The organism is Microbacterium timonense (assembly GCF_900292075.1).
Lineage (GTDB): Bacteria > Actinomycetota > Actinomycetes > Actinomycetales > Microbacteriaceae > Microbacterium > Microbacterium timonense.
In genome coordinates this window covers 670,081-695,968 of the sequence record NZ_OLMV01000001.1, presented here as the reverse complement: position 1 = coordinate 695,968, position 25,888 = coordinate 670,081, and the positions used below count along the sequence as shown (strand labels likewise).

The window sequence follows — 25,888 nt, the reverse complement described above, 5'->3', positions numbered from 1 at the left end:
CGCTCCTTCGTGGTGAACGCTTATGGCGATTGATGGATCGCGTCCAACAATACATCCGTCCGGCCGCGAGCGCGCGCTCGGCCGGCAGCCATAGGGTGGGGGCATGTCCGTGGAGCCGCGAGCAGGAAGACCCAAGGCGACATCGCGCGAGACGATCGCCGAGGCCGCGTGCGAGCTGTTCCTCGAGCAGGGGTACGAGCAGACCTCCATCGTCGACATCGCCCGTCGCGCCGGGGTGAGTCGATCGAGCTTCTTCAACTACTTCACGTCGAAGTCCGACGTCCTGTGGGCGGGACTGGACGAACGGCTGGCAGAACTCGAGCGGCGCCTGGCCACCGGGACAGCACCCCAGCCTGCGATCGCGGGCGGCGCCGCCGCGGCCGAAAGCGCCGGCTGGACGGCGCCTGCCCTCCCGGCTGTGCGTGCGGCCGTACTCGCCGTGGCGGACGACTTCGCGCCGGACAGCCTCGCCCTCGGCATCGTCAACGCCGCGGCCATGGGGCTGGAAGCCGAGCTGGAACGGGATGCCGCGGTGCGGCGCTCGCGTGTGGCTCGTGCGGTCGCGGCACGCCTGGTGCGCGGCGGCGCCGATCGACTGCGCGCTGAGGTGGCGGGTGCGGCGTGGGGCGGCGCTGTGCTCGCGGCGATCGAGGCGTGGGCCCATGACGGAGCCGGGCGAACCTCGTTGACCCGGTTCCTGACACGAGCGGCCGACGCTGCCGCGGCGGTGCGCACCTCCCCCGTGGGCGAAGTGCGTCAGCTCCGCGTGGTCGCCGAGGCCGCGGACTTCGAGCAGGCACTCGCGTTCTACCGCGACGTCGTGGGGATGCCGCAGTCCGAGGCGTATGAAGCCGAGGGCGGCGCACGCGTGGCCATCCTGGAGGCCGGGCGTGCCACGCTCGAGCTCTCCAACCCGGCACAGGTCGCCTTCATCGACCGCGTCGAGACCGACGGCGACGCCCCGAGCGACCGCATCAGGATCGCGCTCGAGGTCGACGACACCGCCGCCGCGCAGGCGCGCCTGGCCGCCGGCGGCGCGGCGGTCGAGGCATCCGTGCGCCAGACCCCCTGGCGATCGCTCAACGCCCGCCTGCGGGGTCCCGCCGCTCTGCAGCTGACGCTGTTCCAGGAGCTCGGACCGGACGCACCCGACCAGGACTGAGCCGGGACCCGGCGGGAGCGCATCGCCGACGGGGGCCCGCAGCCGGGCGCGTGCGTGGATCACGCGTAGAATCGGGGCATCATGGCGACTTTCGGCACTCTCTCCGACCGGCTCACCGAGACCTTCCGCAACCTCCGCACCAAGGGCAAGCTCAGCCCGGCGGACGTCGACGGGACCGTCCGCGAGATCCGTCGCGCGCTCCTGGACGCCGACGTGGCGCTGCCGGTGGTCAAGGACTTCACCGCGAAGGTGCGCGAGCGCGCGCTCGGCGACGAGGTGAATCGCGCGCTGAACCCTGCCCAGCAGGTCGTCCAGATCGTCAACGAGGAGCTCGTCGCGATCCTCGGTGGTCAACAGCGCCGGCTGCAGTTCGCCAAGAACCCGCCGACCGTGATCATGCTCGCGGGTCTGCAGGGATCCGGTAAGACCACGTTCGCCGGAAAGCTCGCCAAGATGCTCGAGAAGGACGGCCACACGCCGCTCCTCATCGCCGCCGATCTGCAGCGCCCCAACGCCGTCAACCAGCTGCAGGTGGTCGCGGAGCGCGCGGGCGCCGCCATCTACGCGCCCGAGCCGGGCAACGGCGTGGGCGACCCTGTGAAGGTCGCCCGAGACGGCGTCGAGGTCGCCCGGCGCCAGCAGCACGACATCGTCATCATCGACACCGCGGGGCGCCTCGGCGTCGACGCCGAGCTGATGAAGCAGGCCGCCGACATCCGCACGGCGACGGATCCCGACGAGGTGCTGTTCGTCATCGACGCGATGATCGGACAGGATGCCGTCAACACGGCCAAGGCCTTCCAGGAGGGCGTCGACTTCACCGGTGTCGTGCTCTCCAAGCTCGACGGCGATGCGCGAGGCGGCGCAGCGCTCTCGGTGGCCTCGGTGACCGGCCGCCCGATCATCTTCGCGTCGACCGGCGAGGGGCTGGACGACCTCGAGGCGTTCCACCCGGACCGCATGGCGTCGCGCATCCTCGACCTGGGTGACATCCTCACCCTCATCGAGCAGGCGCAGCAGGCCTTCGACGAGGCCGAGGCGCTGAAGGTCGCCGAGAAGCTCGCGAGCGAGCAGTTCACGCTCGAGGACTTCCTCGAGCAGATGCAGCAGATGCGCAAGATGGGCTCGATGAAGAAGATGCTCGGGATGCTTCCCGGCATGGGGTCGATGAAGCAGCAGCTCGACGACTTCGACGAGCGGGAGATCGACCGCACGGAGGCGATCATCCGCTCGATGACGCCCGCGGAACGGCGCAACACCAAGCTTCTCAACGGCTCGCGGCGCCTGCGCATCGCGCGCGGGTCGGGAATGACCGTCACCGATGTCAACCAGCTCGTGCAGCGGTTCGAGCAGGCCGCGAAGATGATGAAGACCGTCGCCCGCGGCGGCGTGCCGAACATCCCGGGCATGGGGCCGATTCCCGGCGCCGGCAAGCCGGGCGCGTCGTCCAAGCGCGGAAAGCAGCAGAAGTCCAAGGGCTCGCGGTCGGGCAACCCGGCCAAGCGGGCCGCCGAGAATGCGGGACTGGCCGCTCAGGCCGCGCAGGTACCGACGGGGTCGGGATTCGGGCTCGGGGGAGCGAAGGGCGCCCCGAGCGAGGCTGACCTCGCCGAGCTGCAGAAGATGCTCGGCCGCGGCTGACATCAGCGGCAGAATGCTGCGGCATCGTCGCCTTCCTGCGCGCCGGCGCGCCGCGCGTCAGGGGCGGAAGCTCGCCAGGTGCTCCCGGAGTGTGGGCCCCGAGCGGAACTCGCCCACCAGGTGGCGGACGACCTCGCGGAGGTCTCCGTCGGCCGCGTCGGCCACCGCGAGCTGGCGTGCGTAGCTCGCGCCCCCGCTGAGGATCGCATCGATGCCCGCCAGCTCCCGCACGCACTTGAGCTCGACAGCGATGTCGGCGACCTCGTCGAGGGTCTCACGCAGGTGCTCGGTCACCAGTCGTTGCGTGCCCGCATGATCCACGATGACCCGGGCGTCCAGCCCGTACCGGGCGGCGCGCCACTTGTTCTCGCGGATGAACCACGGCTGGATGGTCTCGAGGGGGAGCCCCTCATCCAGACGGCGCGAGAAATGCTCCACGAGCACCTGCACCAGTGCGGCGACGGCGGCGAGCTCGGGGAGGGTCGACATCCCGTCGCAGGCTCGCACCTCGATCGTTCCCCAGCGCGGGGCGGGGCGGATGTCCCACCGCACCTCCGTGGCATCCTCCATCACCCCGGTGCGGACCATGTCGTCGAGGTAGCCCTCGAACTCGCCCCAGTCGTGCAGCGGCCACGGCAGTCCCGCCGTCGGAAGCTGCTGGAACACCAGAGCGCGATTGGACGCGTAGCCGGTGCGCTCACCCGCCCAGAACGGGCTCGACGCCGACAGCGCCTGCAGGTGCGGCAGGTAGACGGCCAGAGCGTTGATGATGGGGAAGACCTTGTTGACGTCATCCACTCCGACGTGGACGTGGATGCCCCAGATCATCATGTTGCGTCCCCACCACTGGGTTCGCTCGATGAGCTTGTGGTAGCGCGTCTTGTCGGTGACGCTCTGGTCGTACCACTGCGCGAACGGGTGACTTCCCGCGCACAGCAGGTCGACGCCGTGCGGATCGGTGTAGGTGCGCACCTGTGCGATCGCGTCGGCGATGTCGTCGACGGCCGCCGCCACGGTTGCGCCGATCCCGCTGGTGACCTCCACGGTGTTGGTCAGCAGCTCTCCGGTCACCGAGTACCGCTCGAGCGTCGACTCCTCCTCGAGGCTCGACAGCAGCTCGGGAGCGCGCGGCACCAGGTCCCCGGTGTCGCGGTCGGCGAGCATCAGCTCCCACTCGAGCCCGACGGAGGAACGGGTGGATGTCGCGAAGGGCACCGTCATGCGCACAGTCTGGCATGTGCAGTCGTCGGCTCCGCGTTGTTCACGGCACGCGTTGTCATCTGGTGGGCGGGGTGTTCGCGGGTGCTCCTGCGTTCTGGCAGAATAGAGGGCTGGATCACCCGCTCGACCCTCTATCCAGCGCGGCGATCCTCCCTTCAGAGCTTCCGCCGGGTGTGCACCCCACGCTCCAGGCGATCGGTTCAATCACTTTCCACACATTCAGGAGAATCGTGGCTGTCAAGATCCGTCTCAAGCGCCTCGGCAAGATCCGTGCGCCCTACTACCGCATCGTCGTGGCCGACTCGCGCACCAAGCGCGACGGCCGTGTCATCGAGGAGATCGGCAAGTACCACCCCACCGAGCAGCCCTCGTTCATCGAGGTCGACTCGGAGCGTGCGCAGTACTGGCTGTCCGTCGGTGCGCAGCCGACCGAGCAGGTGCTCGCGCTGCTCAAGCTGACCGGCGACTGGGGCCAGTTCAAGGGCGACAAGAACGCGGTCTCGACCGTGAAGACGCCCGAGGGCAAGACCGCGTTCGAGGCCGACACCTCGAAGAAGTCGGTCATCAAGCCGAAGGCAGAGAAGAAGGCTGAGGAGCCCGTCGAGGCTCCCGCCGACGAGGCGACCGACACGGCCGACGAGGCCGCCGACTCCGCCGAGTAATCCGTTGCTCGCCGCCGCGCTCGAACACGTCGTCAAGGGGATCGTCGATCACCCGGACGATGTCCGCATCGACTCGTCCACGTCGCCCCGCGGCGACGTGCTCGAGGTGCACGTCCACCCCGAAGACCGGGGTCGCGTGATCGGGCGCGGCGGCCGCACGGCCAAAGCCCTGCGTACCCTCATCTCGGCCCTCGCTGACGGACGCCGCGTGCGCGTCGACGTCGCGGACGACTGAGGTGGCAGGCAAAACACCCTCGGGTTCGGGCGCAGACGCGCGCAAGCCCGTCAACGCCGCCCCGCCCTCGGGCAAGACGCAGCTGCGTGTCGGACGTCTCGTCAAGGCGCACGGACTGAAGGGCGCGATCAAGCTCGAGCTGTACACCGACGATCCCGATGGGCGGTTCGTGCCCGGTGCCACGTTCACGCTGCAGGTACCGGAATCGTCCCCGTGGCACGGCAAGCGCCTCACCGTGCGCGAGTTCAAGTGGATGAACAGCCACCCCGTCGCATTCTTCGACGGCGTCGACGACCGCTCCGCGGCCGAAGAACTCCTCCGGGCGATCCTCTGGGTCGACGAGGAGGAGCAGGCCTCGTCGGAGGAGGACGCGTGGTACGACCACCAGCTCGTCGGCCTCGACGTCGTGCGCGACGGTGAGTCCATCGGCAAGGTCGCGCGCGTCGACCACCTGCCCGCCCAGGACCTCCTCATCGTCAAGGTCCGCGACGAAGAGGTGCTCGTGCCCTTCGTGAAGGCGATCGTGCCGGAGGTCGACATCGCGGCGGGCCGCGTCATCGTCACCCCGCCCGCGGGGCTCTTCGAGGAGCTGCCCGACGACACCGGTGGGGCTGAGGGCGACGTCCACGCCGATCGCGACGAGCCTCCGCGAGACGCGGGCACCACCGACTGACACCGCATCACGAGACCGCGCGCTCGGGCGTGCAGCAGATGTGATCTGCGGGAAACACGGCGGGAAACGTCCCGGAATCTGCCTGCCGGATCATCGGGGACATGGGTGATGCTCGATCCCCGGTTCGCACCGTGTGCTCCTACTGCGGCGTCGGCTGCGGCATCTCGGTGACCACGACCGATGCCGAGCCGGGGCATCCGCTCGCCATCGCCAAGGTGGCCGGCGACCGCGCGCATCCGACCAACGGCGGACGACTGTGCACGAAGGGCGCCACCCACGCCGAGCTCATGCGGGCGCCGGGCCGCATGATCTCCGCCCATGTGCGTGCCGGCCGGGGAGAGCCGACCTCGCCCGTCCCGCTCGAGGACGCGGTGAGGGATGCCGCCACCAGGCTGCGCGCGATCCTCGAAGAGCACGGGCCCGATGCCATCGCCCTGTACGTCTCGGGACAGATGACGATGGAGGCGCAGTACCTGGCGAACAAGCTGGTGAAGGGCTATCTGGGCGGGATCCACATCGAGTCGAACTCGCGCCTGTGCATGGCGTCGGCGGGAACCGGCTACAAGCAGTCGCTGGGGGCCGACGGCCCTCCCGGATCGTACGACGACATCGATCGCGCCGACCTGTTCTTCGTCATCGGCTCGAACACCGCGGACTGCCACCCGATCCTCTTCCTGCGCATGCTCGATCGTCTCAAGCAGGGCGCGAAGCTCATCGTCGTCGATCCCCGGCGCACCGCGACAGCCGACCGGGCCGACCTGTTCCTGCAGATCACCCCGGGAACCGACCTGGCGCTTCTGAACGGCCTGCTGCACCTTCTGGTGGCTGCCGGCGACATCGACGAGGAGTTCATCGCCGCCCACACCGAGGGATGGGAGCACATGGCTCCGCTCCTGGCCGAGTACCCGCCGGCCCGCGTCGCCGAGCTGACGGGTCTCGACGAGGCCGACATCCGCACCGCCGCCCGCTGGATCGCTGAAGCAGGCGAGTGGATGACGCTGTGGACGATGGGCCTGAACCAGTCCACACACGGCACGTGGTCGACGAACGCCATCTGCAATCTCCACCTGGCCACCGGAGCCATCTGCCGGCCGGGCAGCGGCCCATTCTCGCTCACCGGCCAGCCCAATGCGATGGGCGGCCGCGAGATGGGCTACATGGGTCCCGGGCTGCCCGGCCAGCGGACCGTCTTCGATGCCGGCGACCGCGCCTTCGTCGAGAGCGTGTGGGACCTGCCGCCCGGCTCCATCCGGGCCCAGTCCGGCGCGGGCACCATCGACATGTTCCGCCGGGCCGCCGACGGCGAGATCAAGGCGGTCTGGATCATCTGCAGCAATCCGGTGGCCTCGGTGGCCAACCGCAAGACGGTCATAGAGGCGCTCGAGCGCGCGGAGCTCGTCATCGCCCAGGACGTCTACACCGAGACCGCCACCACCGCGTACGCCGACATCCTGCTGCCGGCGACGCTGTGGGTGGAGGCGGAAGGCGTCACCGTCAACAGCGACCGCACGCTCACCCTCGTCCGCGACGTGGTGCCGGCGCCCGGCGACGCCCTGCCGGACTGGATGCTCATCTGCCGGATCGCGCGCGCGATGGGCTTCTCGGGCTTCGACTTCCAGACGAGCGCCGAGGTCTTCGACGAGATCAGACGGTTCTGGAACCCTCAGACCGGTTGGGACCTCCGCGGCGTGACGTACGAGCGGCTGCGCGAGACGCCGGTGCAATGGCCGGCGCCGCCGGACGACGCACAGACGCGGCATCCGATCCGGTACGTCAACGACGGGGTCAGCCAGTCACTGCGAGTCGAGCAGGACGGCACGATCCCGCCGCTGGCGTTCGCCACGCCGTCTCGTCGCGCGCAGTTCCTCGCCCGTCCCCATCTGGATCCGGCCGAGCTGCCCGACGACGACTATCCCTGGGTGCTCAACACCGGGCGTCTGCCCCACCAGTGGCACACCATGACGAAGACCGGCAGGATCGCCCAGCTCGCGAGGCTGCATCCGGGGCCGTTCGTCGAGGTGCACCCGCTGGACGCGCAGCGGTACGGGATCGCGGAGGGCGATGAGGTCGAGGTGGCCTCCCGCCGCGGTCGGTTCGTCGTTCCCGCTGCCGTCAGCGACCGGGTGCAGCCGGGCAACCTCTTCGCCCCGTTCCACTGGAACGACGAGCACGGCGAGTACGTCACCGTGAACGCCGTCACCAGCGACGCCGTCGACCCGCTGTCGGCGCAGCCGGAGTTCAAGTTCGCGGCCGTGTCGCTGCGCCGCGTGGGACCCGGGCGGTCGGAATCGACCGCGGACGCAGCGCTCGCGCAGGCGGGCGTGAAGACCGACCCGCCTGCGCTGAGCGACCGTGAGGGTGCGTACCTCGCCGGGTTCCTCGCCACGGTGCGCTCCCTGCCCCCGGCACCCGGCCAGGTGCCGGTGCTCCCCGCCGAGGCGCCCGTCGGCGGCCTGGCACGCGCATGGTTCGAGGGCGTGCTGGCAGGAGCGTTCTCACGGGTTGCGGTGCCGGCGGCCTCGTCGACCGGCGTCGACGACGTCGTGGTGCTGTGGGGGTCGCAGACGGGCAGGGCCGAAGAGGTCGCCACCGCAGCCACCGAGGCGCTGGCCGCGCGGGGCGTTCCCGTTCGCACGCAGAGCATGGCGGAACTGCGGGCAGCCGATCTCGCGACGGTGCGACGGCTCGTGGTCGTCACGTCGACCTTCGGCGACGGGGGACCGCCCGACAACGCCGCGTCGCTCTGGCACGAGTTGAACAGCGACGGCGCACCCGAGCTCTCGGGGCTGCAGTACGCGCTGCTGGCGCTCGGGGACTCCAGTTACGACGACTTCTGCGGCCACGGGCGCCGCCTCGACGCCCGACTCGGCGAGCTCGGTGCGACGGCGCTCCTGCAGCGCGTCGACGTCGAGCCCGACGCGGACCAGGCGCGCGCCGCCTGGCTGAGTCGGCTCGTCGACGTGCTGGCCGGTGAGACGACGAGCGCCGGGGGAGGGCCGGCGGCCGCCGCGGCTCCGCCGGCGCGGCGGCTGTTCAGTCGCACGAACCCCGTGCACGCCCCGCTGGTGCGCAACGACCTGCTCAGCGGCGCAGGGTCGCGCAAGGAGGTGCGGCGGTTCGCCTTCGACCTCGCGGACTCGGGTGCGGCCTATCAGGCCGGCGATGCCCTGGGCGTCCTGTGCGCCAACGCGCCCTCCGTCGTCGCGGAGTGGCTGGAGGCGACCGGCATCGCCCCGCGCACCGTCGTCGAGATCGACGGCGAAGAGCGCAGTTTCGCCGACGCGCTTCGCACCCGACTGGACATCACCAGGACGCCCCCTGACCTGGTCCGCTTCATCGCCGAGCGCAGCGGTGACAGCGCGCTCGGCGCTCTTCTACGACGCGAGAACAAGAGCCGGCTGGAACAGTTCCTGTGGAGCCAGCAGGCCGTCGACCTCGTGCGGGACCACCCGGTGCGCGCCACCGCCGAAGAATGGGTCGGAGTCCTGGGGCGCCTGCAGCCTCGTCAGTACTCGATCTCGTCCAGTCCCAAGACGGATCCCGACACCGTGGAGCTCACCGTCTCCGTCGTACGGTTCCAGACCGAGGCCGGTCGCGCCCGGGGAGGGGTCTGTTCCACGTTCCTCGCCGACGGAGAACCGCGCCCGGTGCCCCTCTACCTGCAGCGCTCGAACGCGTTCCGTCCGCCCTCCTCGCCGGACGCGCCGATGATCATGATCGGTCCCGGCACCGGCATCGCCCCGTTCCGGGCCTTCCTCCACGACCGCCGCGCCGACGGTCACACCGGGCGCAACTGGCTCTTCTTCGGAGAACAGCACGAGGCGACGGACTTCTACTATCGCGACGAGCTGCTCGCGATGCGTGAGGACGGCTTCCTCACGCGGCTGGACCTGGCCTTCTCGCGCGATCAGCGGCAGAAGATCTACGTCCAGGACCGCATGATCGAGCACGGCGCGCACGTGTGGCGATGGCTCGAGGACGGCGCGCACCTCTATGTCTGCGGTGACGCGATGCGCATGGCCAAGGACGTCGAGGCGGCGCTCGTGATGATCGTGCAGCAGCACGGCGGCCTGGACGACGCCGCCGCGGCCGAGTACGTCCGCGGGCTCGTCGCCGAGGGCCGCTACGCCCGCGACGTCTACTGACCACGCCCGTCGGGCCGTGGCCGCCGTGCGCCGCGTGGCCTCACAGTCGTGCGCGGCCTGGGCGCCGTGCGCCGCGTGGCCCTACAGCCGTGCGCGGCCTGGCCGCCGTGCGCCGCGTGCTCTACAGTCGTGCGCGATCTCGCTGACGCCGTGCTGCGGTGCCGCGGTGCCGTCATGTCCCGATCTCCTGCCCTCATGTCCCGATTTCCTCCATACCTCAGCGGTTTTCTGAGCGAAATCGGGACATGCTGGTGCGGGGCGGGGCGGGGAGCGAGGAAGCGCGCAGCGCAGGGGGGACGACGAGGAGCGGATGCCTCGAGGCGAGGCATCCGCTCTTGCGGGGTGTCGGGCGGTCAGATGCGCTGCTTGGCGAGCGATGCGCGCGGGATCACATACACGAGCACCGTCAGAGCCAGCAGCACGACGTAGCCGCACACGAAGCCGATGAAGGCCGCCGTGTAGGCGCCGGTCGCCAGCTGCGACGCATTGAGGACCTGCGGCACGAGGAACCCGCCGTACGCCCCGATCGCCGAGATGATGCCGAGCGCGGCCGCTGCCTTGCGCTGCATCGCGGCGGCAGCGGCAGAGCCCGGCTCGATGCCCCGGGCGAGGCTGCGCGCGGCGAAGATGCTCGGGATCATCCGGTACGTCGAGCCGTTGCCCATGCCCGTCGCGGCGAAGAGCACCAGGAAGCAGGCGAGGAACACGCCGAACTGCCCGAGCGGCAGCGTCCACACGAGAGTGAGCGCGCCCAGCGCCATGACCGCGAAGGCGACGACAGTCACCCGCGCGCCGCCGAACCGGTCAGCCAGCCGGCCGCCGTAGGGACGGGCGAGAGAGCCGACGAGCGCGCCGAGGAACGCCAGCGACACCGCCGCCTGTCCCACCTGGATCGTGGAGAAGGCCGGGAACTGGTCCGCGATGAGCTTGGGGAACACGCTGGCGAAACCGATGAACGACCCGAAGGTGCCGATGTAGAGCACCGCCATCACCCACAGGTGCGGCTCGCGCAGCGCGGCGGCCGATCCGGCGAAATCCGCCTTCGCGGACGACAGATTGTCCATGAAGCGCCACGCGCCGAACATCGCGAGCAGGATGAGAGGGATCCACATCCACCCCGCCAGCGAGATGTTCAACGTCGCACCCGCGCCCAGGGTGACGACGATCGGCACCGCGAACTGAGCCACCGACGTGCCGAGGTTGCCGCCCGCGGCGTTCAGCCCGAGTGCCCAGCCCTTCTCCTTCTGCGGGAAGAAGTACGTGATGTTCGCCATCGAGCTGGCGAAGTTGCCGCCGCCGACCCCACCGAGGGCGGCCACCAGCAGCAGCACACCGAAGGGCGTGTCGGGATTCGAGACCACGATTCCCAGGAGGACGGCCGGGATCAGAAGCAGACCGGCCGAGACGATGGTCCAGTTGCGGCCGCCGAAGATCGCGACCATGAACGTGTAGGGGAAGCGCAGCGTCGCTCCGACCAGGCTGGGAAGCGAGATCAGCCAGAACGACTCCGAGCTCGTGAGCTGGAAGCCGGCCGCGGGCAGCATCACGACGACGATGCTCCACAGCTGCCAGATGATGAACCCGAGGAACTCGGCGAAGATCGACCACCCCAGATTGCGCCGGGCGATCGCTCGCCCCTGGGCCTGCCAGAATCGCGGGTCCTCCGCGTTCCAGCCGTCGATCCAGCGCCCCGGCCGCCGGACGAGGGCGACGGGTGCGTCCGTCGCCGCTGCCTGCGGCGGCTCGGTTGCCGGTGTCGTGGACGATGGCACGGTGGTGGTCATGGCGCCTCCCTGAGTGAGCGGGCAGTGCGGGTCAGTGTGCGTCCACGCTAGGAATCCGGTGTTTCGTCGCAGCGCCCCGCTCGATTACCTGCGGGGAACTTCTCGTTCACCCGCTCCCGGGATCGGAGGTGGATGCCGCGACACACGTCCGAAACACGCGCCCCTTCTAGACTCGAAGGCATGCGCGTCGACATCGTCACGATCTTCCCGACGTTCTTCGACGTGCTGGGCGTCTCGCTCATCGGCAAGGCCCGCGACCGCGGCATCCTCGACATGCACGTGCACGATCTGCGCGACTGGACACACGATCGGCATCGCACCGTCGACGACACCCCGTACGGCGGCGGGGCCGGCATGGTGATGAAGCCGGAACCGTGGGGCGAGGCACTGGATGCCGTGCTCAGCGATGACGCGGTGCTGCTCGTGCCCTCGCCGGCGGGGGAGCTGTTCTCGCAGCCGATCGCCCGCGAGCTGGCGCAGGAGCACCACCTGGTGTTCGCCTGCGGGCGCTACGAGGGGATCGACCAGCGGGTCGTGGATCACTACGCCGCGCGCGGCCGCGTCCGGCTGATCAGCCTGGGCGATTACGTGCTCAACGGGGGAGAGGTGGCGGCGATGGCGGTCATCGAGGCCGTGTCGCGCCTGATCCCGGGTGTCGTGGGCAACCCCGAGAGCCTCGTCGAGGAGTCTCACGAGGCGGGGCTGCTGGAGTACCCCAGCTATACCAAGCCCGCGAGCTGGCGCGGGCTGGACGTTCCGCCGGTGCTCCTGAGCGGCAATCACGGCGCCATTGCGGCGTGGCGGCACGAGCGGAGCCTGGAACGCACGCGAGCGCACCGGCCCGATCTCCTGCCGGACGGTGACCGCGCCCCCGATGCGGCCGATCGATCCGCCTGACTGCACGCCTCACTCCGGATCCACGACGTTCAGCCGGTACCCGCGCTTGACGACCGTCTTCACGAGGTCGGGTACGGCCAGTGCCTCGCGCAGGCGCGCCACCGCCATCTCGACGGCGTGGGTGTTCTCGCCCGAACGCGGCAGCGCGGTCTGCAGACGGTGGCGCGACACCACACCCCCGCGCGCGTCGAAGAGCGCACCGATGAGGTCCGTGCCGCTGCGCGAGAGGGGGAGATATCGTCCGTCCAGCACGATGCCCGTGCTGCGCATCTCGATCCTGCCCGCGGCGGTGACCAGCGACGGGGCGCCGCCGCCACCGAAATGCGTCACGACGGCCCGCACGAGCGACCCGAGGCGGCCCCGTTCGGCCACGAGAGGATCCAGGCCGGCGTCCCGCAGCGGGCCGGCCGTGATCGGGCCCACCGCCGCAAGAAGCAGCCGGCCCGACGCGGCGCGCTCGACGATGCCCGGCAGCGCGGCCTCGCGGCGGGCCGCTCCGAGCCACTCGGCGGCCCCGGGGGCCGAGGTGAACAGGACCGCATCGACATCGCCTTGCGCGGCGCAGACGACGGATCGTGCGACGGCCGCGGGGTCGGGCGGCGGACCCCAGCGGTAGACCGTGAGGCTCACCACGTCGCCGCCCGCCCCCGCGAACAGCTCGTCCAGCCCGTCGGCCCCCGACCCGTGGTGCTGCACGGCGATGCGCCGGCCGTCCACACCCTGAGCGAGCAGATACTCGCCCAGCTCTGCCGAGGTCTCGGACTCGGCCACCCAGTCCGCGGTGTGACCGGCCTGCTGGATCGCGCCACGCGCCTTGGGGCCGCGGGCCACGATCTGCGCTCCCGCCAGCGCGGCATGGAGGTCATCCAGCAGTCCCGCCTCGTCGGCGGCCTCCATCCAGCCGCGGAAGCCGACTCCGGTGGTGGCCACCACGACGTCGGGTGGTCGCGCGATGAGCTCACGGGTCGCCGCGATGAGGGCGTCGTCGTCGATATGCGGCACGATCGTGAGAGCGGGAGCGTGCCGCACCTGGGCGCCGTGCCGCTCCAGTGCCGCCGCCAGCTCGAGCGAGCGGCGATCCACGGCGACGACGATGGTGCAGCCGTCGAGCGCGGCCGAGAGGGTGGGGCGGGTGGCGGAGCTCAACGGACGGCGTCACCTGTCAGTTGGGGGAGGGAAAGCAGCAGACCCGCACGAGCCACCTCGCCGATGACGATCACGGCAGGGTTGCGGATGCCGGCGACGCCGGCATCGATCACGACCGCGCCCAGCGTGCTGCGCGTGGTCCGCTGATCGTGGTGATGGCCGCGCTCCACGATCGCCACCGGCCGATCCGATGGCACTCCCGCCTGCAGCGCGTCGGCCACGATGCGCGGCAGCGCGGCGACCCCCATGAGGATGACGGTGGTGATGCTGTCGTCATGGAGGGCGGCGATGGTCGCCGGACCCACGCCTGCCGGTCCGTTCACGATATGCACCGCGCCGGCCACGCCACGGTGGGTCACCGGGATGCCGGCGGCCTGAGGCACGGCGATCGCGCTCGAGATGCCGGGGACGACGTCGACCGCGATCCCGGCCGCGAGGCACGCGGCCACCTCCTCTCCGCCGCGCCCGAAGACGAACGGGTCACCGCCCTTGAGTCGCACGACGTGCTTGCCCTCCCGCGCGCGGGAGACGAGCAGATCGTTGATCTCGTGCTGCGGCACCGGATGGTGGCCGGGGTGCTTGCCGACGTCGATCAGCTCGGCGTCGGGCCGGATGTGCGCGCGGATGTCGGTAGGGCCGAGGCGGTCCATGACCACGACGTCCGCTGTCGTCAGCAGCCGCCACGCCCGCAACGTGAGCAGATCGAGCGGGCCCGGGCCGCCGCCGATGAGGTCGACCCTGCCGACCGCGCTCACGGCTCCTCCTCCCAGCGGACGAGCACGTGCCCGCCGTCCACGGTCACCGGCCAGACGTGCAGGCTCATCGGCTCCTTGCCCTGCGTATCCAGGCACGCCCCGGTACGGAGGTCGAAGACCTGCTTGTACATCGGCGACGCGACGGTCGGGATGTCCTGACGGGTGCCCACGATGCCGCGGGAGATGACATGAGCCCGGCTGTACGGGTCGAGGTTGGAGACGGCGTGGACCCGCCCCGGTCCGCCTTCCGGGGCGCGCAGCAGGAACAGCGCGATCTGCGTTCCGCCCAGCAGCGCCGCTCGTCCCCGCTCGATCTCGAGGTCGTCCAGTGCGCACACGCGGACCCAGCCCGGCGGCGCGGTGTACCCGGCGGTCTGTGGATCGAGCAATGTCATCGGCGCACCTCCAGTGTCGTGCCGGCGATCAGCACCGCCGCGTCACCGCGCTCATCGGCCGTCGCCGGCCGCGGCTGGCCGCGCTCGGCCGTGTAGGCCAGCGACGGGTCGGGCGTGGTGGGCGCATTGACGAAGGATGCGAACCGGCGCAGCTTCTCCGGGTCCTCCAGCGTCGCCTTCCACTCGTCCTCATAGGCGTCGACATGAGCGGCCATCGCCGCGTCCAGGTCGGCGCAGATGCCGAGGCTGTCCTCGAAGATCACCTCGCGCAGCCCGTCGATGCCGCCGTCCAGATCCTCGAACCACGGCGCCGTGCGCTGCAGCCGGTCGGCGGTGAAGATGTAGTACATCAGGAACCGGTCGATCGCCGTCAGCAGCTCGGTGTCGCTCAGCCCTTCCGCCAGCAGCACGGCATGGCGCGGGGTGAAGCCGCCGTTGCCGCCCACGTACATGTTCCAGCCCGCCTCGGTCGCGATGACCCCGACGTCCTTGCCACGCGCTTCTGCGCACTCGCGGGCGCAGCCCGACACGCCGAGCTTGAGCTTGTGCGGCGAACGCAGTCCCCGATAGCGCAGCTCGAGCCTGACCGCCATGCCGACGGAGTCCTGCACGCCGTAGCGGCACCAGGTCGAGCCCACGCACGACTTCACCGTGCGCAGCGACTTGCCGTAGGCGTGGCCGGACTCGAAGCCGGCATCGACGAGACGCTTCCAGATGTCCGGAAGCTGCTCGAGCCGTGCGCCGAACATGTCGATCCGCTGACCGCCGGTGATCTTGGTGTACAGGCCGAAGTCGCGGGCGACCTCCCCGATGACGACCAGCCCCTCCGGCGTGATCTCGCCGCCCGGGATGCGCGGGACGACGGAGTAGCTGCCGTCCTTCTGCAGGTTCGCCATGACGTGGTCGTTGGTGTCCTGCAGCGTCGCGTTCTCGCCGTCGAGCACGTGGCTGCGCACGAGAGTGGCCAGGATGCTCGCCAGCGCGGGCTTGCAGATGTCGCAGCCACGACCGTGTCCGAAGCGCTCGATCACTGCGCTGAAGGTGGTCAGGCCCGAGACCCGTACCGCGTCGAACAGCTGACGCCGTGACATGTCGAAGTGCTCGCACAGGGCGTTGCTGAGCGCTGCGCCGGACCTGGCCAGCTCGCTGCCGACGATCTTCTTGACCATCATCACGCACGAGCCGCACGCTGCGCCGGCCTTGGTGCAGGCCTTGACGCCCGCCACATCCGTGCAGCCCTCCTCGTGGACGGCGTGACGGATCCTGCCCGCCGTGACGCTGTTGCACGAGCAGACCAGGGCGTCGTCAGCGAGTTCGCCGGTGGGCGCGGCCACGCCGCCTTCGGGCATGAGGTAGGCGGCCGGGTCGCCGCCGAGCGCGCCGCCGACGAGTGGTCGAAGTGCTCCGTACGCGGATGCGTCCCCGACGAGGATCCCGCCCAGCAGCGTCTTGGCGTCGTCGGAGAGGACGAGCTTCTTGTAGACGCCGGCGACCGGGTCGGCGTACGTCACGTCCAGCGCGCCGGGTGTCTGTGCGAACGCGTCGCCGAAACTGGCGACATCGACGCCCGAGAGCTTGAGCTTGGTGGACAGGTCGTAGCCCGGGAAGGATGCCTCTCCGCCGAGCAGGCGCGTGGCTGCGACCTCTGCCATCGCATATCCGGGAGCCACGAGGCCGACGCACATCCCGTCGTAGTTCGCCACCTCGCCGATCGCCAGGATCCGCGGGTCGGATGTCTGGCACCCGGCGTCGATCAGGACCCCTCCGCGCGGGTGGACGTCCAGCCCCGCGGTCCGCGCCAGCTCGTCGCGCGGTCGCACGCCGACGGTGAAGACGACGACATCGGTGCGCTCGTAGGACCCGTCCTGGAACTCCAGGCCGGTGACCCGGCCGGTGCGGTCGGGGTCCAGACGCGTGGTGACCGTCTGGGTCTTCACGCGGATACCGCGTGTCTCGATGAGCCGTCGCAGGGCGTCGCCCGCCGGCAGATCCAGCTGCGCCGACATCAGGCGGTCCGACGACTGCACGACCGTGCAGTCCACGCCGAGGCCCTGCAGGGCACCGGCGGCCTCGAGGCCGAGCAGCCCGCCGCCGATGACGGTCCCCACGAGGGGGCGGCCCAATTCCCGGGACCGGCGAGCGACGAAGTCCTGCAGGTTCTCGACGTCGTCCAGCGTCCGGTAGACGAAGCAGCCGTCCAGCCCGAAGCCGTCGACGGCCAGGCGGGCGGCGTACGACCCGGTCGCCAGGACGAGGCGGTCGTACGCGACGCTGAGCCCGCTCCGCGTCGTGACACGGCGGGCGGCGCGGTCGACGCGGGTGACGGCATCCCCTCGCAGGAAGCGGACGCGCTCGTCCTCCAGCACCGCCGAATCGAGCTCGAGCTCGCTGGGGGAGGTGCCGGAGAAGAAGCCCGTGAGGCCCACCCGGTCATAAGGGTGGCGGGGCTCCTCGCCGATGAGCGTGATGCGCCACTGCTCACCGCCCCGACTGAGGAGACTCTCGACGAAGCGGTGCGCCACCATTCCGGCACCCACGACCACCACATGGGTGCCGAGAGCCGGGCTGTCGTTCATGCCGTCACGGTACGCGGCGGATGTTGCAGAGGCGTCAGCGTCATGTTTCCGGCTGTTGACGCGGTCACGGGCTGCCATGTCCCCTCCTCACGGGCGAAGGTCGATGCCGTCGACGGTAGGAGTGCGGTGTTTCACCGTCCGGCGGACGGCGGTTACCCCGAGCGAACGTTTCGCTCACACCGCGCGGCCCCGGGGTGTGAGAACGCCGGTGCCGGGTGTGCATACCGCCCCGCGGGCGTTCGCGCCACCCCGAGATCGCGGTCGGTCGCGGGCGCTATCGTGAAGGCGCCGACTTGGAGGTCGAATGCAGATCTGGCCCGGTTCCCCGTACCCGCTCGGAGCGACCTTCGACGGGAGCGGCACCAATTTCGCACTCTTCAGCGAGGGGGCGGAGCGCGTGGAGCTCTGCCTCTTCGACGACGACGGAACCGAGACGCGGGTGGAGCTGGTGGACGTCGACGCGTTCGTGCACCACGGGTACCTGCCCGCGGTGCAGCCGGGTCAGCGCTACGGGTACCGCGTGTACGGGCAGTACGACCCGGCGGCGGGCAAGCGTTTCAACCCGAACAAGCTGCTGCTGGACCCGTACGCCAAGGCCGTGGAGGGTCAGGTCACGTGGGGGCAGCCGGTGTTCGGCTACGACTTCGGCGATCCGGACTCGCGCAACGACGACGATTCGGCCTCGAACCAGATGCTGGGCGTGGTGGTGAACCCGTACTTCGACTGGAGCGGCGACCGGCACCCGAAGACTCCCTACGCGGAGTCGCTGATCTACGAGGCGCACGTGCGAGGGCTGACGAAGCTCCACCCCGCCGTTCCCGAGGAGATCCGCGGGACGTACAGCGCGATCGCGCACCCGGCGATCATCGAGCACCTGCAGAAACTGGGCGTCACCGCCATCGAGCTCATGCCGGTGCACCAGTTCGTCAACGACTCGGTGTTGGAGGAGAAGGGCCTCTCGAACTACTGGGGCTACAACACCATCGCGTTCTTCGCCCCGCAGAACACGTACGCCTCCAGCGGGCAGCGCGGTCAACAGGTGCAGGAGTTCAAGGCGATGGTGAAGTCCCTGCACGCCGCGGGTATCGAGGTCATCCTCGACGTGGTCTACAACCACACCGCGGAGGGCAACCACCTGGGTCCGACGCTCTCGATGCGCGGGATCGACAACGAGGCCTACTACCGGCTCGAAGAAGACGACAAGCGGTACTACACGGACTACACGGGCACCGGCAACAGCCTCAACGTCGGCAACCCGCACACGCTGCAGCTCATCATGGACTCGCTGCGGTACTGGGTGCTCGAGATGCACGTGGACGGCTTCCGCTTCGACCTCGCCTCCACCTTGGCGCGGGAGTTCTACGAAGTGGACCGGCTGGCGACGTTCTTCGAGCTCGTGCAGCAGGACCCGGTGGTCTCGCAGGTGAAGCTCATCGCCGAGCCGTGGGACGTCGGTCCCGGCGGCTACCAGGTCGGCAACTTCCCCCCGCAGTGGACCGAATGGAACGGCAAGTACCGCGACACCGTGCGCGACTTCTGGCGCGGCGAGCCCGCCACCCTGGGTGAGTTCGCCTCGCGGCTGACGGGTTCGTCGGACCTGTACGAGCACTCCGGACGCCGGCCCGTGGCATCCATCAACTTCGTGACGGCCCACGACGGCTTCACGCTGCGCGACCTCGTCTCGTACAACGACAAGCACAACGAGGCCAACGGCGAGGACAACCGAGACGGAGCGGATGACAACCGGTCGTGGAACGGCGGCGTCGAGGGGCCGACGGACGACCCCGAGGTGCTCGCGTTGCGCGCGCGGCAGCAGCGGAACTTCATCGCGACGCTGCTGCTGTCGCAGGGCGTGCCGATGCTGCTCCACGGCGACGAGCTGGGACGCACCCAGCGCGGCAACAACAACGGCTACGCGCAGGACAACGAGATCACCTGGGTGGACTGGTCGGCGCCGGATCAGCCGCTGATCGAGTTCACCGCGGCGCTGGCGCGGCTGCGTCGCGAGCATCCGACGTTCCGGCGCCGGCGGTTCTTCGACGGGCGCCCGGTACGGCGGGAGGAGGGGGCGCCGATCCCCGACATCGTGTGGGCCCGTCCCGACGGCAGCCAGATGCAGCCGGAGGACTGGGATGCCGGCTTCGGCCGGGCTGTCGCCGTGTTCCTCAACGGCGACGGCATCCGCGAACGCGACCGGCGTGGCGAGCCGATCTCGGATCGGCACTTCATCGTGCTCTTCAATGCCGGTGACGACGAGGTGGACTTTCTCATCCCCGCGGTGGAGTTCAGCCCCGAATGGGACGTGATCGTCGACACGGCGGGGCAGCACGCCGACGACGGTCCGGTGGCGCCCGGCTCGACGCTGTCTGTCCCTGCTCGCTCCCTGACCGTCCTGCGGCAGCATGAGAGCCCCCCGCCGGAGGTGGACCACTCGGTGGCCGCATCGCTGGCCGCGGCGGCGCCTCCGGGCCCCGACGAGGTTCCCGGAGCCGCACCGCGGCCCGAGCTCGGCGGCTGAGAGGAGATCGGCGATGCGCATCCGACGTCCCACGTCGACCTACCGTCTGCAGATCCGCCCGTCGTTCACGCTGGAGGACGCCGCGGCGCTGCAGGAGTACGTCACCGACCTCGGCGCGGACTGGGTGTACTTCTCACCGCTCCTGAAGGCGGCTGAGGGATCCGATCACGGCTACGACGTCGTCGATCCGACGTCGGTGGACCCGGCGCGGGGCGGCAGGGCAGGGCTGGAGCGCGCGGCCCGCGCCTTCCACGACGCGGGTCGCGGCGTGCTCGTGGATGTCGTGCCCAACCACGTCGGGGTCGCACGGGCCCATGAGAACCCGTGGTGGTGGGACGTGCTGAGGCTCGGCCGCGATTCCCGGTACGCCGAGGCGTTCGACATCGACTGGGAGTTCGGCGGCGGCAAGGTGCGCCTGCCCGTGCTCGGAGAAGACCTCGCCGCCGCCGCGGCGTCGGGTGCGTTCCGTGTCGAAGCGGGGGAGCTGCGCTATCACGAGCATCGCTTCCCGCTGGCGCCCGGGAGTGCGTCCGAGACCGACGATGTGCTGCGCGTCCACGAGCGACAGCACTACGAGCTCATGCACTGGCGGCGCGAGGCGTCGGATCTGAACTACCGCCGGTTCTTCGCGGTCTCCAGTCTCGCTGCCGTGCGGATCGAGGACCCCGCGGTCTTCGAGGAGAGCCACGCGGAGATCCGCTCGTGGTTCGACGACGACCTGGTCGACGGGTTGCGGGTCGACCATCCCGACGGGCTTCGCGCACCGGCCGAGTACCTGGAGCGGCTGGACGCCCTCACCGACGGCGGGTACGTCGTCGTCGAGAAGATCCTCGAGCGCGGGGAAGCCCTTCCGTCCTTCTTCGCCACGGACGGCACGACCGGATACGAGGCGCTCGGCGACATCGACCGCGTGCTCGTCGATCCCGCGGGGGAGGAGCCCCTGGACGCGCTGGATGCGCGCCTGCGCGAGCGGACCGGCCTTCCCCCCTCGCTACCCTGGTCGGATGTCGTCGCGGCGACCAAGCGGGCGGTGGCCGAAGGCATCCTCCACTCGGAGGTGCGCCGGCTCACCCGCGAGCTCGGCAGGCCCGACGATCCAGCCACGGAGGACGTCCTCGCGGAGTTGCTGTCGCGCTTCCCGGTCTATCGGTCGTACCTGCCGGCCGGTGAATCACACCTGGACGACGCGGCCGCGGCGGTCGGCGCCCACCGCCCCGATCTCGCAGGGCCCCTCGAGGCCGTGCTGCGCGCCCTGCGCGACCCGCGCCATCCGGCCGCGCTGCGGTTCCAGCAGACCAGCGGCATGGTGATGGCCAAGGGGGTGGAAGACACCGCGTTCTACCGTGCGACCCGGCTGGGAACGCTGACGGAAGTGGGCGGTGACCCGTCGCAGTTCAGCCTCACCGTCGATCAGTTCCACGCCGCGCAGGCCGCTCGTCTTGCCGCATGGCCTCACTCGATGACCACCCTCTCCACGCACGACACCAAGCGCGGTGAGGACGTACGGGCCCGCCTCACCGTGCTGTCGGAGATCCCGGAGCGGTGGGGACGGGTGCTCGAAGAGCTGACGGATGCCGCGTCCAGCGGCCATGGACCCTTCGACGCCCTGCTCTGGCAGGCGATCGTGGGTGCGTGGCCGGCATCGCGGGAGCGGCTGCACGCGTACGCGGAGAAGGCGGCGCGGGAGGCCGCCGAGGTGACGACGTGGCTGGACCCCGACGAGGAGTTCGAACGCCGCATGCACGCCGCCGTCGATGCCGTCTTCGACGACCCGTCGGTCGCCGCCCGCGTCGAGTCGTTCGTCGCCGAGATCGAGCCGGCCGGCTGGTCCAACTCGCTGTCGGCCAAGCTGCTCCAGCTGACCGGCCCCGGCGTGCCGGACGTGTACCAGGGCAGCGAGCTGTGGGAGCAGAGCCTCGTCGACCCCGACAACCGCCGCGCCGTCGACTTCGAGGAGCGTCGCCGTCTGCTGGCCCGTCTGGACGCGGGGGAGCGGCCGGTTGTCGACCGCAGCGGCGCGGCGAAGCTGCTCGTCACCTCTCGCGCTCTCCGGCTTCGACGCGACCGCGCCGACCTGTTCACCCGGTACAAGCCGATGACGGTCGTCGGCGGGGCCGCGATACACGCGATCGCGGTCGACCGCGGCGGCGCTGTCGCGGTCGCCACGCGCCTGCCCGTGGGGCTGGTCCGCCGTTCGACGGACGGCGGGTCCCCGTGGGGCGACACAACCCTGCTGCGGCACGCCGGGCCGACGACCGACGTCCTGACCGGACGCACCTTCACCGGGCACATCGCCCTGGCGGAGCTGCTGGACACCTATCCGGTCGCCCTCCTCACGGCAAGGGCGTCCTCGTGATCCCCCGGGTGTGGGCCCCGCGCGCCGGCGCGGTCTCGCTGCGGGTGCCCGGCCGCGGCGCCGACGTGCCGATGAGCGCAGCGGACGGCAGCTGGTGGCGCGCCGACCTGGATCTCGCCGACGGCGAGGAATACGGGTTCGTGCTCGACGGCGGCCCGGCGCGCCCGGATCCTCGATCGCGTCGGCAGCCGCACGGCGTGCACGATCTCAGCGCCGTGTTCGATCCCGGCGCGCACCGATGGAGCGACAGCTCATGGACCGGCCGGCAACTGGCGGGCGGCGTGATCTACGAGCTCCACGTGGGCACCTTCACGCCCGAGGGGACCCTGGATGCGGCCGCCGGACGACTGGAGCACCTCGTCGACCTCGGCGTGGACTTCGTGGAGCTGCTCCCGGTGAACGGCTTCAACGGCGTGCACAACTGGGGTTACGACGGCGTCCTCTGGTACGCGGTGCACGAGCCGTACGGCGGTCCGGCCGCGTACCAGCGCTTCGTGGACGCCTGCCACGGGGTGGGCATCGGCGTCATCCAGGACGTGGTCTACAACCACCTCGGGCCCAGCGGCAACTATCTGCCCGATTTCGGACCGTACCTGCGCGACGAGGAGGCCAACACCTGGGGCTCGTCCGTCGACCTGGATGAGCACGAGGTCCGGCGGTACATCATCGAGAACGCGCTCATGTGGCTGCGGGACCATCACGTGGACGGCCTGCGCCTGGATGCCGTGCACGCACTGCTGGACCGCGGCCCCGAGCACATTCTGCAAGAGCTGGCCGAAGCGGTCGATGCGCTCAGCGCGCACGTCGGCCGTCCGCTCACCCTCATCGCCGAATCCGACATGAACGACGCGCGACTCATCTCGGCGCGGGAGGCGGGCGGCTACGGCCTGACCGCGCAGTGGAGCGACGATTATCATCACGCGCTGCACGTCGCGCTGACGGGGGAGACCACCGGGTACTACGCGGATTTCGCACCGCTGAGCGCACTGGTCAAGGCATCCACCCGCGGGTTCTTCCATGACGGCACGTGGTCTTCGTTCCGGGGAAGGGCCCACGGCCGCCCGATCGACCCGCGGATTCCCTTGTGGCGGCTGGTGACGTTCTCTCAGGACCACGACCAGATCGGCAACCGGGCAGCAGGTGACCGGCTCTCGCAGACCCTCGACGCGGGCGGCCTCGCGATCGCCGCGGTGCTGACAGTGCTCTCACCCTTCACTCCGATGCTCTTCATGGGCGAGGAGTGGGCAGCGAGCACGCCGTGGCAGTTCTTCACGTCGCATCCGGAACCCGCGCTCGGGGAAGCGACGGCGCGGGGACGGAAGGCGGAGTTCGCGCAGATGGGCTGGGACGAGTCCGTCGTGCCCGACCCGCAGGACCCGGCGACGTTCGAACGTTCGCGGCTGCGCTGGGAGGAGCGGGATGCGGGGGTGCACGCCCGCATCCTGGCGCTGTACCGCGACCTCATCGCACTCCGCCGTCGCCGCCCCGAACTGGCCGACCCGGACTTCCGGCGTCTGGCCGCCACGGCGGACGAGGAGCGACGGTGGTTCCGGCTCGAACGGGGCAGGGGCACCGAGATCGTCGTCAACTTCTCGACCGCACCGGTGACGGTGCCGGCGGGCGGGGCGAGCCATGTGCTCCTGGCGACGGACGGCGAGGTGCGCCTCGAGGACGCCTCGGTCGTGCTCCCGCCGCGCTCCGCGGCCGTGATCACCGCCTCAGGGGAGTGACTACCGGACGCCCAGCCAGGAGCGATCCGTCAGGACGATCGGCCCCGCCTCCGTGATCGCCACGGTGTGCTCGGAGTGGGCGCCGCGGGAGCCGTCGGCCGACCGCAGAGTCCAGCCGTCCGGATCGGTGACCAGCTCGTCGGTGGTCTGCAGGAACCACGGTTCGAGCGCGAGCACCAGACCGGCACGCAGCGGATAGCCCCGCCCCGCCTTGCCGTCGTTGGCCACGTGGGGATCGCCGTGCATCTCGTGCCCCACGCCGTGGCCGCCGAAATCGGTGTTGATGGAGTAGCCCTCAGCGCGTGCGACGGTCGCGATCGCGGCGGAGATGTCGCCGATGCGATTGCCCACCGTCGCGGTGGCGATCGCGGCCTCCAGTGCCCGTTCGGTCGTGTCGATGAGTGCCAGGTCCTCATCGCGCGGTGTGCCGACCACGAACGAGACGGCGGAGTCGGCGACCCAGCCGTCGATGGAGGCGGCGAAGTCCAGCGAGACCAGGTCCCCGTCGCGCAGCGCGTAGTCGAACGGCAGGCCGTGCAGCACCGCGTCGTTCACCGACGTGCAGATGACCTTGCCGAACGGACGCGCGCCGAACGAGGGGTGATAGTCGATGTAGCACGACTCGGCGCCGGCGCGGCGGATCATGTCATGGGCGCGGCGGTCGATCGCCAGCAGATTGGTGCCCACCTTCGTCTCATCGCGCAACGTCGCCAGTGTCTCGGCGACGAACCGCCCCGCCGGTTTCATCGCTTCGATCTCGGCGGGCGTGCGCAGCTCGATCATGGGGATCCTCTCGTTCGCCTCCATTCTGTCGGATGAGCCGAGGCCGGGCTGGGAGGATGCTCGGCGGCTCGGCGGCGACCGCCACGGCGGGGGCGCACCGGCGTACCATCTGAGACATGTGGCTGCGTCGCGTGTTCTTCGGCTGGCTGATCCCGTCGGCCTTCCTGCTGCCACTGTGGCTGCTCGTGGGCTGGGCCGTGTTCAACGCCGGCGGCTGGGCGTTCCTGTGGGTGCTGTTCCTCGCCATCCCCGGGGTGTTCCTGTGGCAGCTCCTGCTCACCCTTCTTGTCCGCGCACGGGGGACGGTGCGTGCGCACCGGGCGGTCTCATGGTGGGACGTCCTCGGGTTCACCGTCTGGCAGGCGCTGGTGGTCTCCCTCGGCTTCTTCGCGGAGGCGTGGTGGGCGCCGGTGATGGTGCTGGCGATCGTCGCCGGGGTGGCGCTGTTCTGGCTCGCGCTGTGGCAGCTGTGGAGCGAGGCGAGGCCGTCGCGGTTCGTGCTGCACACCTCGGACGGGATGGCGTACATCCCGCCGCAGGAGGAGCGTGCCGAGGCGGCCGATCGGGACGTCTTCATCGTCACCGAGAAGCGCACGCCTCCCGCGGGCTGACGTGTTTTGGCCGGGTGCGGCATCCATGGCAGAATGGATGTTTGTGCCCTGACCGGTTCTGCCTCAGGGGAACCAGCTGGACGGCGTCACGCCGGAGGCCTTCGGCACACCGCATCCTTTTCCCACCCTTCCCGCGGTCGACCTGTGGCGGCCGCAGAGAGAGACGATCATGCAGATCCTCGACGCCGTCGACGCGGCTTCGCTCCGCTCCGACATCCCCGACTTCGCCCCGGGCGACACCGTCAAGGTGCACGTCAACATCACCGAGGGCAACCGCTCCCGCATCCAGGTCTTCCAGGGCGTCGTCCTGGGCCGTTCGGGTGACGGCGTGCGCGAGACCTTCACGGTCCGCAAGATCAGCTTCCAGGTCGGCGTCGAGCGCACCTTCCCCGTGCACTCCCCGGTGATCGACCACATCGAGGTCGTGACCCGCGGCGACGTGCGTCGCGCCAAGCTCTACTACCTCCGCAACCTCCGAGGCAAGAAGGCCAAGATCAAGGAGAAGCGCGAGAACTGACAGGCGCACTGCCGTCCCGAAGCCCCGGACCCGTGGTCCGGGGCTTCGTCGTTCTCCGGGCGAGCCGGAATGTGCGACCCT

19 protein-coding genes are annotated in these 25,888 nt (G+C 70.3%); 12 read left to right on the top strand and 7 right to left on the bottom strand.

Annotation, left to right across the window (positions count from 1 at the left end):
- Window positions 1-103 precede the first annotated feature (103 nt).
- Entirely contained in the window at window positions 104-1,162 is a 1,059-nt protein-coding gene (locus C9992_RS03335; protein ID WP_106814142.1) for a TetR family transcriptional regulator, read from the top strand.
- A gap of 81 nt (window positions 1,163-1,243) precedes the next feature.
- Complete coding sequence (gene ffh, locus C9992_RS03330) at window positions 1,244-2,803, top strand: signal recognition particle protein (protein WP_106814141.1); 1,560 nt, start codon at window positions 1,244-1,246, stop codon at window positions 2,801-2,803.
- 57 nt (window positions 2,804-2,860) lie between these two features.
- Here ffh and C9992_RS03325 read toward each other — a convergent pair whose 3' ends face one another.
- On the bottom strand, window positions 2,861-4,024 hold the full coding sequence (locus tag C9992_RS03325; RefSeq protein ID WP_106814140.1) for a glutamate--cysteine ligase: 1,164 nt from the start codon (window positions 4,022-4,024) through the stop codon (window positions 2,861-2,863).
- Window positions 4,025-4,254: 230 nt separating this feature from the next.
- On the opposite strand from C9992_RS03325, the gene rpsP reads away from it, so the two are divergent.
- The 4 genes from rpsP (at window position 4,255) to C9992_RS03305 (ending at window position 9,739) form a co-directional block, all read left to right on the top strand.
- Window positions 4,255-4,686 (top strand): 30S ribosomal protein S16, encoded by a 432-nt coding sequence (gene rpsP / locus C9992_RS03320; protein WP_106814139.1) that lies wholly within the window; start codon window positions 4,255-4,257, stop codon window positions 4,684-4,686.
- A 4-nt stretch (window positions 4,687-4,690) separates the two neighbouring features.
- Window positions 4,691-4,921: an RNA-binding protein gene (locus C9992_RS03315; protein WP_106814138.1), complete on the top strand. Its 231-nt coding sequence runs from the start codon at window positions 4,691-4,693 to the stop codon at window positions 4,919-4,921.
- Window positions 4,922-5,003: 82 nt separating this feature from the next.
- Window positions 5,004-5,594 carry a ribosome maturation factor RimM gene (gene rimM / locus C9992_RS03310; protein WP_235008027.1) on the top strand — a complete coding sequence of 197 codons (591 nt, stop codon included), beginning with the start codon at window positions 5,004-5,006 and terminating at the stop codon, window positions 5,592-5,594.
- Window positions 5,595-5,695: 101 nt separating this feature from the next.
- Window positions 5,696-9,739, top strand: coding sequence for a bifunctional nitrate reductase/sulfite reductase flavoprotein subunit alpha (locus C9992_RS03305; protein WP_106814136.1), 4,044 nt, complete (start codon window positions 5,696-5,698; stop codon window positions 9,737-9,739).
- 353 nt (window positions 9,740-10,092) lie between these two features.
- Here C9992_RS03305 and C9992_RS03300 read toward each other — a convergent pair whose 3' ends face one another.
- The gene (locus C9992_RS03300) at window positions 10,093-11,523 is read right to left on the bottom strand and encodes an MFS transporter (protein WP_106814135.1); all 1,431 of its coding nucleotides are present in this window, start codon (window positions 11,521-11,523) and stop codon (window positions 10,093-10,095) included.
- A 180-nt stretch (window positions 11,524-11,703) separates the two neighbouring features.
- On the opposite strand from C9992_RS03300, the gene trmD reads away from it, so the two are divergent.
- The gene (gene trmD, locus C9992_RS03295; RefSeq protein ID WP_106814134.1) at window positions 11,704-12,420 is read left to right on the top strand and encodes a tRNA (guanosine(37)-N1)-methyltransferase TrmD; all 717 of its coding nucleotides are present in this window, start codon (window positions 11,704-11,706) and stop codon (window positions 12,418-12,420) included.
- Between the two features lie 9 nt (window positions 12,421-12,429).
- Here the strand turns inward: trmD and C9992_RS03290 are convergent, their stop codons facing one another.
- Genes C9992_RS03290 through nirB form a run of 4 tightly spaced genes read right to left on the bottom strand, consistent with a single transcriptional unit; the run spans window position 12,430 to window position 17,292 of the window.
- Complete coding sequence (locus tag C9992_RS03290) at window positions 12,430-13,566, bottom strand: uroporphyrinogen-III synthase (RefSeq protein ID WP_106814133.1); 1,137 nt, start codon at window positions 13,564-13,566, stop codon at window positions 12,430-12,432.
- Window positions 13,563-14,321, bottom strand: coding sequence for a uroporphyrinogen-III C-methyltransferase (gene cobA / locus C9992_RS03285; RefSeq protein WP_106814132.1), 759 nt, complete (start codon window positions 14,319-14,321; stop codon window positions 13,563-13,565). Before cobA ends, C9992_RS03290 begins: the two co-directional genes overlap by 4 nt.
- The gene (nirD, locus tag C9992_RS03280; protein ID WP_106814131.1) at window positions 14,318-14,716 is read right to left on the bottom strand and encodes a nitrite reductase small subunit NirD; all 399 of its coding nucleotides are present in this window, start codon (window positions 14,714-14,716) and stop codon (window positions 14,318-14,320) included. Before nirD ends, cobA begins: the two co-directional genes overlap by 4 nt.
- Window positions 14,713-17,292: a nitrite reductase large subunit NirB gene (nirB, locus tag C9992_RS03275; protein ID WP_235007953.1), complete on the bottom strand. Its 2,580-nt coding sequence runs from the start codon at window positions 17,290-17,292 to the stop codon at window positions 14,713-14,715. The genes nirD and nirB overlap by 4 nt, the downstream gene beginning before the upstream one ends.
- Before the next feature lie 304 nt (window positions 17,293-17,596).
- Between nirB and glgX the strand changes: the two genes are divergently transcribed.
- From glgX to treZ, 3 genes are read left to right on the top strand one after another with little or no spacing between them, the layout of a single operon-like run.
- Window positions 17,597-19,810 carry a glycogen debranching protein GlgX gene (glgX, locus tag C9992_RS03270; RefSeq protein WP_106814130.1) on the top strand — a complete coding sequence of 738 codons (2,214 nt, stop codon included), beginning with the start codon at window positions 17,597-17,599 and terminating at the stop codon, window positions 19,808-19,810.
- Between the two features lie 19 nt (window positions 19,811-19,829).
- A complete protein-coding gene (gene treY / locus C9992_RS03265; RefSeq protein ID WP_106814611.1) occupies window positions 19,830-22,166 on the top strand; it encodes a malto-oligosyltrehalose synthase in 2,337 nt (778 codons plus the stop codon).
- Window positions 22,163-23,896: a malto-oligosyltrehalose trehalohydrolase gene (treZ, locus tag C9992_RS03260; RefSeq protein WP_235007951.1), complete on the top strand. Its 1,734-nt coding sequence runs from the start codon at window positions 22,163-22,165 to the stop codon at window positions 23,894-23,896. The genes treY and treZ overlap by 4 nt, the downstream gene beginning before the upstream one ends.
- On the opposite strand, the gene map is transcribed toward treZ, so the two are convergent.
- Window positions 23,897-24,679 (bottom strand): type I methionyl aminopeptidase, encoded by a 783-nt coding sequence (gene map / locus C9992_RS03255; RefSeq protein ID WP_106814129.1) that lies wholly within the window; start codon window positions 24,677-24,679, stop codon window positions 23,897-23,899. It abuts the gene before it with no gap.
- A 116-nt stretch (window positions 24,680-24,795) separates the two neighbouring features.
- Here map and C9992_RS03250 point away from each other — a divergent pair, with 116 nt between their 5' ends.
- Complete coding sequence (locus tag C9992_RS03250; RefSeq protein ID WP_106814128.1) at window positions 24,796-25,290, top strand: MFS transporter permease; 495 nt, start codon at window positions 24,796-24,798, stop codon at window positions 25,288-25,290.
- A 169-nt stretch (window positions 25,291-25,459) separates the two neighbouring features.
- Window positions 25,460-25,807, top strand: coding sequence for a 50S ribosomal protein L19 (gene rplS, locus C9992_RS03245; protein WP_106814127.1), 348 nt, complete (start codon window positions 25,460-25,462; stop codon window positions 25,805-25,807).
- Window positions 25,808-25,888: the final 81 nt, after the last annotated feature.

What these genes read in the sequence shown, in the direction of transcription:
- C9992_RS03335 (WP_106814142.1), top strand. Translation starts at nt 104, where the DNA reads ATGTCCGTGGAGCCGCGAGCAGGAAGACCCAAGGCGACATCGCGCGAG.
- ffh (WP_106814141.1), top strand. Translation starts at nt 1,244, where the DNA reads ATGGCGACTTTCGGCACTCTCTCCGACCGGCTCACCGAGACCTTCCGC.
- C9992_RS03325 (WP_106814140.1), bottom strand. Translation starts at nt 4,024, where the DNA reads ATGACGGTGCCCTTCGCGACATCCACCCGTTCCTCCGTCGGGCTCGAG.
- C9992_RS03305 (WP_106814136.1), top strand. Translation starts at nt 5,696, where the DNA reads ATGGGTGATGCTCGATCCCCGGTTCGCACCGTGTGCTCCTACTGCGGC.
- C9992_RS03300 (WP_106814135.1), bottom strand. Translation starts at nt 11,523, where the DNA reads ATGACCACCACCGTGCCATCGTCCACGACACCGGCAACCGAGCCGCCG.
- trmD (WP_106814134.1), top strand. Translation starts at nt 11,704, where the DNA reads ATGCGCGTCGACATCGTCACGATCTTCCCGACGTTCTTCGACGTGCTG.
- nirD (WP_106814131.1), bottom strand. Translation starts at nt 14,716, where the DNA reads ATGACATTGCTCGATCCACAGACCGCCGGGTACACCGCGCCGCCGGGC.
- nirB (WP_235007953.1), bottom strand. Translation starts at nt 17,292, where the DNA reads ATGAACGACAGCCCGGCTCTCGGCACCCATGTGGTGGTCGTGGGTGCC.
- glgX (WP_106814130.1), top strand. Translation starts at nt 17,597, where the DNA reads ATGCAGATCTGGCCCGGTTCCCCGTACCCGCTCGGAGCGACCTTCGAC.
- map (WP_106814129.1), bottom strand. Translation starts at nt 24,679, where the DNA reads ATGATCGAGCTGCGCACGCCCGCCGAGATCGAAGCGATGAAACCGGCG.
- C9992_RS03250 (WP_106814128.1), top strand. Translation starts at nt 24,796, where the DNA reads ATGTGGCTGCGTCGCGTGTTCTTCGGCTGGCTGATCCCGTCGGCCTTC.
- rplS (WP_106814127.1), top strand. Translation starts at nt 25,460, where the DNA reads ATGCAGATCCTCGACGCCGTCGACGCGGCTTCGCTCCGCTCCGACATC.